Source organism: Rhodoferax lacus (genome assembly GCF_003415675.1).
GTDB classification, from domain to species: domain Bacteria; phylum Pseudomonadota; class Gammaproteobacteria; order Burkholderiales; family Burkholderiaceae_C; genus Allorhodoferax; species Allorhodoferax lacus.
The window spans coordinates 491759-505524 of the sequence record NZ_QFZK01000001.1 but is presented as its reverse complement, the minus strand read 5'-3'; the positions used below and the strand labels follow the sequence as shown (position 1 = coordinate 505524).

Annotated in this window: 14 protein-coding genes and 1 riboswitch; of the genes, 7 read left to right on the top strand and 7 right to left on the bottom strand. The window is 59.9% G+C overall.

The features are described from left to right. Window positions 1–34: 34 nt before the first annotated feature. From DIC66_RS02275 to DIC66_RS02260, 4 genes are read right to left on the bottom strand one after another with little or no spacing between them, the layout of a single operon-like run. Complete coding sequence (locus DIC66_RS02275; protein WP_117173600.1) at window positions 35–1474, bottom strand: exonuclease domain-containing protein; 1440 nt, start codon at window positions 1472–1474, stop codon at window positions 35–37. Between the two features lie 9 nt (window positions 1475–1483). Next, complete coding sequence (locus DIC66_RS02270) at window positions 1484–2029, bottom strand: NUDIX hydrolase (RefSeq protein WP_117173598.1); 546 nt, start codon at window positions 2027–2029, stop codon at window positions 1484–1486. A gap of 16 nt (window positions 2030–2045) precedes the next feature. Then, on the bottom strand, window positions 2046–2741 hold the full coding sequence (locus DIC66_RS02265) for a fumarylacetoacetate hydrolase family protein (protein WP_117173596.1): 696 nt from the start codon (window positions 2739–2741) through the stop codon (window positions 2046–2048). A gap of 35 nt (window positions 2742–2776) precedes the next feature. Continuing rightward, complete coding sequence (locus DIC66_RS02260; protein ID WP_117173594.1) at window positions 2777–3079, bottom strand: antibiotic biosynthesis monooxygenase family protein; 303 nt, start codon at window positions 3077–3079, stop codon at window positions 2777–2779. Window positions 3080–3130: 51 nt separating this feature from the next. On the opposite strand from DIC66_RS02260, the gene pgeF reads away from it, so the two are divergent. Continuing rightward, window positions 3131–3925 carry a peptidoglycan editing factor PgeF gene (gene pgeF / locus DIC66_RS02255; RefSeq protein ID WP_117173592.1) on the top strand — a complete coding sequence of 265 codons (795 nt, stop codon included), beginning with the start codon at window positions 3131–3133 and terminating at the stop codon, window positions 3923–3925. Here pgeF and DIC66_RS02250 read toward each other — a convergent pair. Then, a complete protein-coding gene (locus DIC66_RS02250; protein ID WP_117173590.1) occupies window positions 3854–4180 on the bottom strand; it encodes a hypothetical protein in 327 nt (108 codons plus the stop codon). The genes pgeF and DIC66_RS02250 overlap by 72 nt on opposite strands. 114 nt (window positions 4181–4294) lie before the next feature. Between DIC66_RS02250 and DIC66_RS02245 the strand changes: the two genes are divergently transcribed. The 5 genes from DIC66_RS02245 (at window position 4295) to DIC66_RS02225 (ending at window position 10500) form a co-directional block, all read left to right on the top strand. Beyond that, window positions 4295–5986, top strand: coding sequence for a PHA/PHB synthase family protein (locus DIC66_RS02245; RefSeq protein ID WP_117173588.1), 1692 nt, complete (start codon window positions 4295–4297; stop codon window positions 5984–5986). A 36-nt stretch (window positions 5987–6022) separates the two neighbouring features. Then, window positions 6023–7201 (top strand): acetyl-CoA C-acetyltransferase, encoded by a 1179-nt coding sequence (locus tag DIC66_RS02240; protein WP_117173586.1) that lies wholly within the window; start codon window positions 6023–6025, stop codon window positions 7199–7201. A 42-nt stretch (window positions 7202–7243) separates the two neighbouring features. Further along, window positions 7244–7981, top strand: a complete 738-nt coding sequence (gene phbB / locus DIC66_RS02235; protein WP_117173584.1) for an acetoacetyl-CoA reductase — start codon at window positions 7244–7246, stop codon at window positions 7979–7981. A 99-nt stretch (window positions 7982–8080) separates the two neighbouring features. Next, window positions 8081–9043, top strand: a complete 963-nt coding sequence (locus tag DIC66_RS02230) for a 1-phosphofructokinase family hexose kinase (RefSeq protein ID WP_117173582.1) — start codon at window positions 8081–8083, stop codon at window positions 9041–9043. 137 nt (window positions 9044–9180) lie between these two features. Beyond that, window positions 9181–10500: a cyclic di-GMP phosphodiesterase gene (locus tag DIC66_RS02225; RefSeq protein ID WP_117173580.1), complete on the top strand. Its 1320-nt coding sequence runs from the start codon at window positions 9181–9183 to the stop codon at window positions 10498–10500. Between the two features lie 243 nt (window positions 10501–10743). Here DIC66_RS02225 and DIC66_RS02220 read toward each other — a convergent pair whose 3' ends face one another. Next, the gene (locus tag DIC66_RS02220; protein ID WP_117173578.1) at window positions 10744–11064 is read right to left on the bottom strand and encodes a cell division protein ZapA; all 321 of its coding nucleotides are present in this window, start codon (window positions 11062–11064) and stop codon (window positions 10744–10746) included. Then, window positions 11061–11285: a DUF904 domain-containing protein gene (locus tag DIC66_RS02215; protein WP_117173576.1), complete on the bottom strand. Its 225-nt coding sequence runs from the start codon at window positions 11283–11285 to the stop codon at window positions 11061–11063. The genes DIC66_RS02220 and DIC66_RS02215 overlap by 4 nt, the downstream gene beginning before the upstream one ends. 58 nt (window positions 11286–11343) lie before the next feature. Next, window positions 11344–11577: riboswitch (cobalamin riboswitch) on the top strand. Between the two features lie 70 nt (window positions 11578–11647). Here DIC66_RS02215 and DIC66_RS02210 point away from each other — a divergent pair. Continuing rightward, entirely contained in the window at window positions 11648–13759 is a 2112-nt protein-coding gene (locus DIC66_RS02210) for a TonB-dependent receptor (protein WP_117173574.1), read from the top strand. Window positions 13760–13766 lie beyond the last annotated feature (7 nt).

Genomic DNA, 13766 nt, shown 5'->3' with positions numbered 1-13766 from the left:
CCTGCGCCGTGAGATATGCCCCGGCGGGCGGGCATCAAGAACCCTCTGAATCCATTGATTCGGGGTCTGTCACAGCCAGAAAGAAGACCTCGGCATCCCGCACGCCTGCGCTACCCAAACGCTTATGCAAAAGGCGGTAGGTATCCAGATCAAAGGCCAGGCCATCATGCTGTGTCTGGTTGGCATCTTCGAGTTCACTCAGGTCACTCACGGTGGCCAAATGGCACCACTGGTCAAACACGTGGATATCGGTGCGTCCGGTTTGGGCCTGGTATTCGCGAATCGCAACCCGGCCCTTGTGCGGCCAGGCCTGCAGCCTTTGCAGCCCCAGAGCCAGTTGCAGACGCACCCGGTGCATTGGCTTTGGTTCACGGCCGGCACACGCTCCTTTGCAGCGTCCAGTCTGGCAGGCAAAACATGCCCCCTTGCCACTCTCCAGCCCCAACAACTGCGGACACAGCCCATGGGTGTCGCACAGCGCGCGCAAGGCATCCAAGGCCTGGCGCTTGGAGCGGTAGGTTCCGTACAACTGCTGCCATTGCATCGGCTCAATGTCGTCCATTTGCACCAGCTTGACCAGTGGATTGGCCGCAGGGTCTGCGTTCAGTTGCCAGGAGCACAAGGCCTTTTCACGGCGCAGTTGCCGGTTGTAAACGGGCTGTCTCTGCTTTACCAAACGGGATTCCAGCAACAACGCACCCAGTTCACCAGCGGTTTCGATCCACTCGACCCGGCGTATCTCGGTCAGGATCCGCATCTCGCGCGCCACCTTGGCCGCCGACTGGAAATGCGACATCACCCGGGTGCGTATGTTCACGCTCTTGCCTATGTACAAAGGCAGCGGACCTTCGCCGTAAAACAGGTACACGCCGGGTGTGTCCGGAATGTCAGAAATGGCGGTTTCCAGTTGTGGTGGAACTGCCGCGCTTCCTTGCAGCAGTTCCTGTGCGCTGCGCTGCAGCGCGTCATGCCCAAGCTCATCTGCGGCAATCTTCAGCCACTGCAACACCACGTCCACATCGCCCATGGCGCGATGCCGGGCCATGGTGTGCAGGCCATGGCGTTGCAGGATGGCGTCCAGGCCATGGCCCTTGTGCTGCGGATACAGCTTGCGGGACAGACGCACGGTGCACAGGGTCTTCACCTTGAGGGGCAGTTCCATGCGGGCCAGTTCGTTCTGCACAAAGCCGTGGTCAAAGCGCACGTTGTGGGCCACGAACACCGCACCGTCCAGCAGTTCCAGCAAGGTACGGGCAACGTCTTCGAAGGGCGGTGCGTCGGCCACCATGGCGTCACTGATACCAGTGAGCGACTGGATGAAGGGCGGTATGCGCACACCGGGGTTCACCAGCGTACTCCAGCGCGCGGTCTCCACGCCGTTTTCCACCCGCACCGCGGCAATTTCGGTGATGCGGTCGTGCACCGCATTGCCACCGGTGGTCTCCAGATCCAGCATCACATAGCAGGGCAGCACGCGTCGGGCCTAAACGTCAAGGTGGTGAAGCGAAAAACCGCCTTTGCGGCGGTCCGCAAAAAAACACTCCAGCGTCACACGCGTGGTGTGAAAGGCGATTTCCTCCCAGGGAATTTCGCTCTCCAGAAACAGCCGCGCTTCAATGGTTTCAACACCTGGGTCAAACTGGTCGCTGGTGAGCTTGGCACGGTAAAACAGATGCACCTGCCCCACACGCGACACATTCACCAGAGAAAACAGGTCCTGCATTTCGAACTGCGCACCGGCTTCCTCCACGGTTTCGCGCGCAGCGCCTTCGGTCGTGGTCTCGTTGAGCTCCATAAAGCCTGCGGGCAAGGTCCACAAACCAAAACGCGGTTCGATATTGCGCTTGCACAGCAGCACCCTGTCGCCCCAAGAGGGCACAGTGCCCACCACGGTCAGCGGGTTTTCGTAGTGGATGGTGTCGCAGGACGGGCACACGGCGCGCACCTTGGTGTCCCCGTCATCGGGGATGCGGTATTCCACGGCCGTGCCGCATTGCTTGCAGAATTTGATGGGTGGTCGGTGCATCAGGTGCTCACATTGAAATTCAGACGATTCGCACTGTCAGTGCTTGCAGACCGGCAATGCGGCCCAGCAGCAGGTCGCCCGAAACCACGGCGCCAACGCCTTCCGGTGTGCCGGTAAAAATCAGGTCGCCGGCTTGCAGCGTCCAGGCGGCTGACAGCTGTTCGATTGTTTCGGCAATGTTCCAGATCAGCTGGGAGATGCTGCTGCTCTGGCGGGTTTGGCCATTCACGTCCAGCGATATTGCAGCCTGTTCAATACCAAGCACCTGGTCTGCAGGGGTGATGGTTCCCAGCGGCGCTGAGTGGTCAAAGCCCTTGCCTATGCTCCAGGGGCGGCCCTGCTTCTTCATGTCGCTTTGCAGGTCGCGCCGGGTCATGTCCAGCCCTACGGCGTAGCCGTAGATGTGGCGGTGCGCATCAGCTGCTGCAATGCACGTGCCACCGGCACCAATGGCCAACACCAGTTCGATTTCATGGTGCAGATTCTGCGTTAGTGTGGGGTAGGGCATGTGCGCCGCGCCATCAGGCCCTGCCAGCAGCACAGCGTCTGCCGGTTTCATGAAGAAGAAGGGCGCCTCCCGGCCGGTGCCGCCCATTTCCTTGGCGTGTTCCGCGTAGTTGCGCCCCACGCAGTAGATGCGGTGCACTGGAAACACCTCTGTGCTGCCATGCACAGGTACGGTCACAAGGGCAGGGGGCTCAACTGCATAAGGCATGGTGGTGTCTCGCGGCACTTGGGCAAAAGGTCTGATCAGAGGGACTTGACCACCAAGTCAAAGTGCTCCACCACGGGGGGTGCCGCAAAGAACGGCCCGACGATGCCGCGCCACTGGGTGAACGCCTCGGACTGGCGAAAATCCACCGTGTGGTTTTCCAGTGTTTCCCAAAAAATCTGCAGCACATAGCGCTCGGGGCTTTCAATGCCCTTGTTGACCTTGTAGCCCTGGCAGCCTTTGGCATGGGAAATTACGTCGCGCAGGCCACGGGCAATGGCTTCATCAAAGGCCGTGTTTTGACCGGGGTGGATGCGAATATCAGCCAGTTCGAGAATCATGAAAGCTCCGTTGATGGGGTGGTGTGCGGTGGGAGATTATGCTTGTGGGCCATGCAAACCCACGATGTTGACTGCTTATTACCCGACTGGCCCGCTCCTGCAGGCGTACGCGCCCTGTTCAGCTGCCGTGATGGTGGTACCAGCGTGGGCCGGTATGCCGGTCTGAACCTCGGCATGCACGTGGGCGATGACCCGGCAACGGTGCAAAGCAACCGAGCGCGATTGCAGGCAAGGTTGGGGGTGCCTGCCGTGTTTCTGGACCAGGTGCATGGCACTGACATGGTGGAGGTGGCGGCCGGTTCGCCCGATGCCATGCCCGCTGACGGTGCGTATGCCGTGCAGAGCGACGTGGCCTGCACAGTGATGGTGGCCGACTGCTTGCCTGTGCTGTTTTGCGACACGCAGGGGCGTCAGGTAGCGGCCGCGCACGCGGGCTGGCGTGGCTTGTTGGGTTTGCAGGGCAGGGGCGTATTGGAGGCTGCAGTGGGCAGCTTTGGTGACGACCGTCGTATGGCATCGGGTGATTCGCCCAATGAAAGCCTGATGGCCTGGCTGGGCCCCTGCATAGGGCCCCAAGCCTTTGAAGTGGGTGACGAGGTGCGTGCCGCTTTTGTTGCCCAGTCAGCCGATGCGGCGGCCTGTTTTGCGCCCTTTGCAAGTGGCAAATGGCTGGCCGACTTGCCGGCACTGGCGCGACAACGCCTGCAGGCTCTGGGCGTCACGGGCATCTACGGCAATGATGGCAGCCAAAGCTGGTGCACCGTGGCCAATCCCTCACGGTTTTTTTCCCACCGGCGGGACGGAGTCAGCGGGCGCATGGCCGCCTGTATCTGGCGCGTCAGCTAAAGCCGGCTGGGGCTCTGCCATTGCAGTCGGGCTTGCAGCCTGCGCTTCCCAGGCTGCGCGTTCTTCTGCCGCCTTGGCCCGCAGCAAACGTTTGCGTCCGGGTGTACCCATGATGTAGAGAACCAGACCCACTGGCAAAAGCCCGTAGAGAACAAAGGTCATCACCGCTCCGAGCACCGTGCCGTTGCTGTTGGTGGCTTCGGCCACGCTCATCATCAAGGCCACGTAAATCCAGGCAATTGGAACAATGTACATAGGGGTTTCTAATATTTTTTTGTAAGGAAAATCGGGCTGACAAGCTGAGATACTAGCGGTCTAACTGAGATCAACTTCAAAGGTGACATAGTGAGCCAAAACTCCCCCGATTTCATGCAGCAGGCGGCCGCACAGTTCCAACAGGCAGTGACAGAGGGCTGGACCAAAGCCCTGGAATCCTTCAAGACGGTGGACCTGGGGGCGGTAGGCGCCAACATGAAGGGAAAGGCACCCGAAATCCATTTTGCACCTGAAAAATTGCAGGCGCTGCAGCAGGACTATTCCAAGGAAGCCCTGGGCCTGTTTGCCGAAGGCTTCAAGGCTCCCAAAGTCAGCGGTGACCGCCGCTTTGCCGACGCTGCCTGGAATGAGAACCCGATGGCTGCCTATGCAGCTGCCGTTTACATGCTCAATGCGCGCACCCTCATGGGCATGGCCGAGGCGGTGGAGGCCGACGCCAAAACCCGCAACCGTATCCGCTTCGCCGTTGAGCAGTGGGTGGCCGCTGCCGCACCCAGCAACTACCTGGCCTTCAACGCCGAAGCCCAGAAGAAGGCCATAGACACCAAGGGCGAAAGCATTGCCAAGGGCGTCAAAAATCTGGTGCATGACATCCAGCAAGGCCATGTGTCCATGACCGACGAGAGCCTGTTTGAAGTGGGTCGCAATGTCGCCACCACCGAGGGTGCTGTGGTGTTTGAGAGCGAGCTGTTCCAGCTCATTGAATACAAGCCGCTCACTGCCAAGGTCTTTGAGAAGCCCTTTCTGATGGTGCCACCCTGCATCAACAAGTTCTACATCCTCGACCTGCAGCCCGAGAACTCGCTGATCCGCTACGCCGTGGCACAAGGCCACCGCACCTTTGTGGTCAGCTGGCGCAACCCGGACGCATCTCTGGCCCACAAGACCTGGGACAACTACATTGAGGACGCGGTCATCAAAGCCATTGGTGTTACGCAAGAACTGACCGGTGCCGAGACCATCAACGCCCTGGGCTTTTGCGTGGGCGGCACCATGCTCACCTCGGCCTTGGCCGTTCTGGCCGCGCGTGGCGAAAAACCGGTGGCCAGTGCCACCCTGCTCACCACCTTGCTGGACTTCACCGACAGCGGCATTCTGGACGTCTTCATTGACGAGTCCTTCGTCAAATACCGCGAGTCCGAAATGGGCAAGGGCGGCATGATGAAGGGCACCGACCTGGCCAGCACCTTCAGTTTTCTGCGCCCCAACGATCTGGTCTGGAACTATGTGGTGGGCAACTACCTCAAGGGCGAAACCCCGCCACCCTTTGACCTGCTGTACTGGAACTCCGACAGCACCAATCTGCCCGGCCCGTTCTACTGCTGGTACCTGCGCAACACCTATCTGGAAAACAAGCTGGTCAAGCCCGGCAAGGCCACAGTCTGCGGTGAAAAGATCGACCTGCGCCAGGTGGACATTCCCTTCTACCTGTACGGCTCGCGCGAAGACCACATCGTGCCCATTGGTGGCGCGTATGCATCCACCCAGGCGCTGCCAGGCAAGAAGCGCTTTGTCATGGGCGCGTCTGGCCACATTGCTGGTGTGATCAACCCGCCCGCCAAGAACAAACGCAGCCACTGGATTCGTGCCGACGGCAAACTCCCCAAAACGCAAGAAGCGTGGCTGGAAGGCGCGGTAGAACACCCCGGCAGCTGGTGGACGGATTGGTCCATCTGGCTCAAGAGCCAGGCTGGCAAGCAGATCGCCGCGCCCAAAACCTATGGCAAGGGCAAGTACAAGGCGCTGATGCCTGCACCGGGCAGCTACGTCAAAGCCCGCGCCTGATTATTTATTGCACAGACTGAAGCAGGAGAAACCAACATGGAAGACATCGTCATCGTATCGGCGGCCCGCACGGCGGTTGGCAAGTTTGGCGGCACGCTGGCCAAGAGCCCGGCACCCGAACTGGGTGCAGCCGTCATCAAGAGCCTGCTGGCTCGCACCGGCCTGGGCGCTGACCAGATCGGTGAAGTCATTCTGGGCCAGGTGCTGGCAGCAGGCCAAGGCCAAAACCCGGCACGCCAGTCGCTGCTCAAGAGCGGCATCGCCAAAGAAACCCCGGCCCTCACCATCAACGCCGTCTGCGGCTCCGGCCTCAAGGCTGTGATGCTGGCCGCGCAGGCTGTGGCCTGGGGCGACAGTGACATCGTCATCGCTGGCGGACAGGAGAACATGAGCGCCTCGCCCCACGTGCTGCTGGGCAGCCGCGACGGCCAGCGCATGGGCGACTGGAAGATGATCGACTCCATGATCGTCGACGGCCTGTGGGACGTCTACAACCAGTACCACATGGGCATCACCGCCGAGAACGTGGCCAAGGCCCACGGCATCACCCGTGACATGCAGGACGCCCTGGCCCTGGCCAGCCAGCAAAAGGCTGCCGCTGCACAGGACGCAGGCAAGTTTGTGGACGAGATCGTGCCCTTCAGCATCGCGCAGAAAAAGGGCGACCCCATCGTCTTTTCTGCCGACGAGTTCATCAACCGCAAATCCACCGCCGAGGTGCTGGCTGGCCTGCGCCCCGCCTTTGACAAGGCCGGCAGCGTCACCGCAGGCAATGCCTCCGGCATCAACGACGGCGCTGCGGCCGTCATGGTCATGACAGCCAAGAAGGCAGCGGCCTTGGGCCTCACCCCCATGGGCCGCATTGCCAGCTTTGCCACCAGCGGCCTGGACCCGGCCCTGATGGGCATGGGCCCGGTGCCCGCCTCACAAAAGGCCCTGGCCCGCGCAGGCTGGAATGCGCAAGACCTGGACCTGCTGGAAATCAACGAAGCCTTTGCGGCCCAGGCCTGTGCCGTCAACAACCAAATGGGTTGGGATACGTCAAAGGTCAATGTGAATGGTGGCGCCATCGCCATCGGCCACCCGATTGGCGCGTCCGGTTGCCGTATTCTGGTGACCCTGCTGCATGAGATGCAGCGCCGCAACGCCAAGAAGGGTATTGCCAGTTTGTGTATCGGTGGCGGCATGGGCGTGGCCCTGACCATCGAGCGTTAATTTGTAAGTGTGTTTGAGTTCAATTCAAAGAAGGAGATAGTCATGAGTCAAAAAGTAGCGTACGTCACCGGCGGTATGGGTGGCATCGGGACCGCCATCTGCCAGCGTCTGCACAAGGAGGGCTTCAAGGTCATCGCCGGTTGCGGCCCCACACGCGACCACGCCAAGTGGATCGCCGAGCAGGCAGCCCTGGGCTACACGTTTTATGCTTCGGCCGGCAATGTGGGCGACTGGGATTCCACGGTCGAAGCCTTCACCAAGACCAAGGCCGAGCACGGCACCATCGACGTGCTGGTGAACAATGCCGGTATCACCCGCGACCGCATGTTCATCAAGATGACCCGCGAAGACTGGGACGCTGTGATCGAAACCAACCTGAACTCCATGTTCAACGTCACCAAGCAGGTGGTGGGCGATATGGTTGAAAAGGGCTGGGGCCGCATCATCAACATCTCTTCCGTCAACGGCGCCAAGGGCCAGGCTGGTCAAACCAATTACTCGGCTGCCAAGGCCGGCATGCACGGTTTCACCATGGCTTTGGCGCAAGAGCTGGCCAACAAGGGTGTCACAGTGAACACCGTCAGCCCCGGCTACATCGGTACCGACATGGTCAAGGCCATTCGCGAAGATGTGCTGGCCAAGATCGTGGCCACCGTGCCCGTGAAGCGCTTGGGCGAACCCAGTGAAATTGCCTCCATCATTGCCTGGCTGGCATCGAATGAAGGCAGCTACTCCACCGGTGCGGACTTCTCCGTCAACGGCGGCTTGCACATGGGCTAAATCCCGGTGCAGCCCAGGCTGCTTCAGGACTTGCCAAGACCCTGTTCACGTTGACCGTGGACAGGGTTTTTTTCATGGGGCTGTGATACTCTTTTTGCCATGACGAACATACTCACCATCACCATGAATCCGGCACTCGATGTCTCTACCGCGGTAGACGAAGTGCGACACACCAGCAAGCTGCGCTGCGAGCCCATGCACCGGCGCGCAGGCGGCGGTGGCGTCAATGTGGCCCGTGAGTTGCACCGCCTGGGTGCGGACGTGTTGGCCTTCTATACCGCCGGGCACAGCACCGGCCGCATGATGTGGTCTTTGCTGCAGCAGGAGGGCGTTGCCTGCCACCCCCACGCCATCTCTGGCTCACCCCGCGAGAGTTTCACCATCCTGGAGCGCAGCACTGGCCATGAGTACCGCTTTGTGCTGCCCGGCCCGGAGATCACCACACAGGAGTGGGAAAGCGCGCTGCAGGAAATTGGCAAGCTCTGCCAACCGCAATCATTGGTTGTGGCCAGTGGCAGTCTGCCGCCTGGCGTGCCCCTGGATTTTTTTGCCCGTGTAGCGCAGGTGGTGCAAGCTGCGCATGGCTCCCTGGTGGTGGACACCTCGGGCGAGCCCCTGCGTGCCGCTATGGAGCAGGGCGTCTTCATGCTCAAGCCCAGTTTGCACGAACTGCGGGATGTCACGGGCAAGCCCTTGACGCGGCTCTATGAGGTGCGTGATGCCGCACAGGACCTGGTGGCCAAGGGCAGGGCGCAGATTGTGGTGGTCTCCATGGGTGAAATGGGTGCGCTGCTGGCCTGCAAGCAGGGGTGCTGGTATGCACCGCCCCTGCATGTCACGGTACACAGTGCCGTGGGGGCAGGCGACAGCTTTGTGGCCGGCATGGTCTGGGCGCTGGCGGAGCACGAGAGCCCGGTGCAGGCCTTTGCCAAGGGAGTGGCGTGCGCAACGGCCACCTTGCAAAGCCTGGGCAGCGGGCTTGGGGACACGGCGCAGGTGCTGGAACTGCTTCAGCGGGTGCAGTGCCTTGCGGACTTTGCAGACGAGCCGCTGCCTGTGTGAATGAAATCCGACACCTGTCGGGCTTCGCTTGGACTGGCCAGCATATTTCATCAAACAGTTTTATTTAAAGCGCCATAATGGCCTCAGGGAGAGCACAAAACAATCAGGCACCAGCAAGCTGACAGGATTTGGGCTCTATGAATAAAGACAGTTTTGCTTACGTATCAGCGCGCGACTTGCGCATAGGACTGTTTGTCGACCTCGAACTGGGTTGGATTGACCATCCCTTTGCCTCAGGCCGGTTCAAAATTTCCAGCGACGAGCAAATCCGCGTACTTAAAGGCCTGGCGGCTGATCGGTTTCGTTTTGTGCCGTCCAGGAGCGAGTGGTCGGAGGCGGTCGGTGCTTCCCCGTCCGAGGTGCAGGAGGAATCCCTTGCTACCAATCTGTATGCCCTGGGCAGGGATCAAAAAGTCCAGCAGTTACGCATGCAACGCCAACAGGCCGTTGCACTTCAGCAAGAAGGCTTGGCCGACTGCGAGCGCCGCTTCACGGACACTGCCAGGCAATACCACCATACCTTGGATCTGCTACACAGCCAACCCATCGAGGCGGCCCGGGTCGCACAGCAAGTGGTGCAGCAACTGGTGGTGGATATCGAGCAGCAAGGTGATTCAGCGCTGAGGCTTTTGAACGACTCGGCTGCCGACAAGGTGGCGCTGCATCCGGTAAACGTCACCGTCATTTCTTTGCTGCTGGGTCAGGCTTTGGGGTTGCAAGACCTTGCATTGAAGGACCTTGGGCTTGCTGCGTTTTTGCATGACGTGGGCAAGTGTGATTTGCCCGAGCGTTTGCGCAGGCCTGACGATACGTTCTCTACCGTTGAGCGCAACGCCTACCAATCCCATGTGGAGAACAGTGTCCGGCTGGCCCAGGCCATGGGCTTGAGCCAGGGCGCGATACAGGCTGTGGCCCAACACCATGAGTTGGCAGATGGCAGTGGTTTTCCGCAGCACCTCAAGCTCGATGCCATCGGCATGGGTGCCCGTATCCTGGCCCTGGTCAACCGCTATGACGGACTGTGCAACCCGGCCAAGCCCAGCCATGCGATGACGCCCCATGAAGCCCTGGCGACGATATTCTCACAGCAGAAAAAGCGTTTTGACCCCCATGTACTGAGTGCATTTGTCCGCATGGTGGGCGTCTACCCACCGGGTTCCTTGGTACAGCTCAATGACGAGCGCCATGCGATGGTGGTGGGTGTGAATGCGGCGCGTCCGCTCAAGCCGCGCGTCATCGTGCATGAGCCCGGTACGCCTCGGCACGAGGCACTGATTCTGGATCTGGAGGGTGTTGCAAATGCCGGCATCCGGCGCAGCGTCAAGCCGGAGAGCCTGTCTACGGCAGCACAGGAATACCTGCAACCACGTCAACGCTTGTGCTACTTCTTGGAAACTGCGATTGGCCCAGTCCCCGCTGAAAAGGTGTCTGCGAATGCCACCGGACCGGCATCCTGAACCATGGTTCAGGTGGGCGAGGTCAGCATCAACCTTGGGTTCATCTAACGCGAGATGATCACGCTGGCTGGGCAATGTTCCAAGCCCGAGCTCAAAGAGCATTGGTACAAGGAAATATAAAGCCCGGCGGCACCGCAGACGCCTTGATTGTAGGCGCAGCATTGCGGCTTTTGCGTGGACAGGCGGCCTATTTATTGGCCCACATTTCAGCCCACACGTCGGCCCATTTAAGGGGCCTTGCCTTTACAGCAGTTGGCCGTCTTCGCTGAGTGCGTCGTCCAGTCGGTCGAGCAGGGCGCGCAAGGCTTCGCTCTCGGATTCCGGTGCTGCGCTGCCGTCCGCCAGCGTGGCAGCCACGGCCGGTGGCCGCTCGGACAAATCAAAGGCCAGGTTCAGGGCAGCCAGCACTGCAATGCGGTCACGCGCGCGCACTTTGCCCGCGTCGCGAATCTTGCACATGGCTTCGTCCACCCGTTGCACGGCGGCGCGCAATTTGTCCTCGCCCCCCTCAGGGCAGCCCAGCAAATAGCTTTGCCCCATGATCTGTACTTCAAGCTGATTCAAGGCGCGTCCTTCTGTGTGGCAGTGTTGTCAGGTAAACGCTCCAGCAATGCATCCACGCGGGCGCGTGCTGCGCTGAGGCGCGATTTGAGCGAGTCGCGCTCTTGCGCCAGCACGTCCACCTGCCGGGCCAGCAGGGCGTTGGTACGTTGCACCTCGGCATAGCGCAGCAACAGCCGCTCCACGCGTTCGGTAATTTGGTCGACTTGAGACGGTTTCGACATGGGCGTCGCGTTGTTCACCATAGAAGTCGCATTGTAGGGTTTCACGCCGGTGTCACGGGTTAAAATCTGGCCTGTTGGTGCTCGCGGTGTGGTTCACATGCCGCAGTTCAACGGGAAGCAGGAGGGAAGAGGCTATCAAGCCTTGCCTAACCTGCGCTGCCCCCGCAACGGTAAGTGGACGCATCGCAAGATGCCGCTTTCATCACAGCCACTGAACGCTTGAACATGCGTTTGGGAAGGCGATGAAGGTAGCTCCACCAGCCCGGATACCGGCCAACAAGGTGGCTGCACGTGCGTGCGGTCTTAACGCCCAAGCGCTGTCGGGGAAGACGGCGAGGGTTCTTAGTCGGATATTTTTCAAAATGAAATCAGCAAGTTTGTGTGCGCGTCTGAGCGTGCTTTCTGTGGCTTTGTGCGGCGTTTTTTCTGCCTATGGGCAAACCCAAACAAAGGGCACTTTGGGGGAGGTGGTGGTGGTGGGCTCGCGATTCCTGGAATCCCAACTCGACGTGCCTGTGGCTGTGCAGGTGATTACCAAAGCGGACATCCAGAACTCGGCAGCGATGTCCGTGCCTGATGTGCTGCGTGTTCTGGGCAGCGTCAATATCCGCAGCATTGTCGGCGGACAGCTGGGCTTCAATTCCGCAATAGACTTGGGCGGTTTTGGCGTTACCGCAACTCAGAACACCTTGGTCGTGGTTGACGGGCGGCGCTTGAATCCAATTGACTCCGCCGAGATCGACTGGTCCGTCATCCCGCTCTCAAGCATTGAGCGCATTGAGATTGCCTCGGGTGGAGCTGGCGTCCAATTTGGTGCCGGTGCCTCGGGTGGCGTGATCTACATCAGCACCGATGGCAAGCGGGCGGATCGCACTGCTGCTGGCGTGCAGTTGGGTTCTTTTGGCACGGCTCAATTGAGCCTGAACCTCGCCCGTGTCATCGATGACCTGACCCTGAACGTGCAAGCGGGGGCCGATCACTCCGACGGTTGGAGGGAGAACTCACGCATCGATGCAAACAATGTTTCCGCAAAAATTGCAAAGAACCTGGGTGCGGCCGGCGCCGTCTATGGTGAAGTGATCTTCTCGCAAAGTACCAACGGCTTCCCCGGTGGCGTACTGGGCCAGGTGGGCAATGGCGACTTGCGCGCTGCCAAATTCAACAGCGCAGGTTCCGAGAACAAAGTTGAAGGTCAGGGGCTGCGGTTTGGCGGGCTGGCAAACCTGTCCGACAAGACGTCCCTGGACCTTGACGTGTTTATAGGTAACAAGACCAGCACATTTGTGCGACCGTACTACGACACGGCGGACTCTTTGGCTGGCTTTTACCCCGGCGTTGACAAAATCGAACTCAAGGGAACCGATCTGAGCTTTTCGCCCAAATTCCGCAGTGAATTTTCCAACGGGGCATCGCTGGTCTACGGTTATGATTTTTCGCAGTCCAAGCAGGAGGGCGTCAGCTCCTACGGCACCCTGGCGCAGCAATTTATTCTGGCAAACCAGGGGCCCTTTCTATTTCAGGGCAACCTGCTGAGCAACCAGCAATCGGTCCAGTTGCTGAATCATTCGGCGTATGCAATTGGCCGTATGCCTCTGAATGAAGAAGTTGAGTTGACCGTGGGTGTGCGCCGTCAATTGCAGGGCTTTGACAGCGCCGACCTGAATGCCACTGTCGGATTCCCACAAGCCGGTTCCGGCACCATGGCCGCCAATGCACATGAGGCGGGACTCAATATCAAGCTGAACGAGGCAAGCCGCACCTACTTGCGTGTGAGCCAGTCTTACCGCTTTGCCAATACCGATGAATATTGGGGCTACGATGCCAATGGCAATCGCGTCTTCTCTGGCGAGTTGCGGCCCCAGATCACCGAAGCCTACGAGCTTGGTTATGACTTCAAAGATGCACGCCAGCAGTTCAGTGCGGTGCTCGCCCAATCGGTCACTCAGGACGAAATTCGCTATGACCCCGCCACATTCCAGAACGGCAACCTTGCCGACTCTATCGACAGGGCCAGTTTGTCTCTCAACTGGACCATGCATGTTCTGGACAAGAGTCATGTGAGTTTGGGGGCCCGCTTGCAGCGCGCGCAGTATGCAACAGGCAAGTATTCAGGCCAGATGTTGGGCATGGTTCCCACCGCCATATACAACCTGGGCTGGATTCAGGACCTGGCGGACAAGTCCAAGGCGGGAGTGCAAGTGACGCACGTGTCCAAGCAAAACTATGATGCCTCGCCGGCAACCCTTCCCTCATTGGCGCAAATGCCGGCCTATACAACGGCGGATCTATTCTGGTCACGCAGCTACGGCAAGCTCGAAACCAAGCTGACGGTGAAGAATGTGACGGGTGAAACTTACGCGCCATATGGTGGTTACGGTTTTGTTTCCTTGCCGGGGGGAGGGGGTGCGAGCACCTATTACTACTACCCGGCTGACCCGCGTTCTGTGTACCTGTCCATGAACTACCAGTTCTGATCGCATC

Coding starts and splice junctions, on each gene's coding strand:
- DIC66_RS02210 (WP_117173574.1), top strand. CDS start 11,648: ATGAAATCAGCAAGTTTGTGTGCGCGTCTGAGCGTGCTTTCTGTGGCT.
- pgeF (WP_117173592.1), top strand. CDS start 3,131: ATGCAAACCCACGATGTTGACTGCTTATTACCCGACTGGCCCGCTCCT.
- phbB (WP_117173584.1), top strand. CDS start 7,244: ATGAGTCAAAAAGTAGCGTACGTCACCGGCGGTATGGGTGGCATCGGG.
- DIC66_RS02215 (WP_117173576.1), bottom strand. CDS start 11,285: ATGTCGAAACCGTCTCAAGTCGACCAAATTACCGAACGCGTGGAGCGG.
- DIC66_RS02250 (WP_117173590.1), bottom strand. CDS start 4,180: ATGTACATTGTTCCAATTGCCTGGATTTACGTGGCCTTGATGATGAGC.
- DIC66_RS02230 (WP_117173582.1), top strand. CDS start 8,081: ATGACGAACATACTCACCATCACCATGAATCCGGCACTCGATGTCTCT.
- DIC66_RS02240 (WP_117173586.1), top strand. CDS start 6,023: ATGGAAGACATCGTCATCGTATCGGCGGCCCGCACGGCGGTTGGCAAG.
- DIC66_RS02225 (WP_117173580.1), top strand. CDS start 9,181: ATGAATAAAGACAGTTTTGCTTACGTATCAGCGCGCGACTTGCGCATA.
- DIC66_RS02245 (WP_117173588.1), top strand. CDS start 4,295: ATGCAGCAGGCGGCCGCACAGTTCCAACAGGCAGTGACAGAGGGCTGG.
- DIC66_RS02265 (WP_117173596.1), bottom strand. CDS start 2,741: ATGCCTTATGCAGTTGAGCCCCCTGCCCTTGTGACCGTACCTGTGCAT.
- DIC66_RS02260 (WP_117173594.1), bottom strand. CDS start 3,079: ATGATTCTCGAACTGGCTGATATTCGCATCCACCCCGGTCAAAACACG.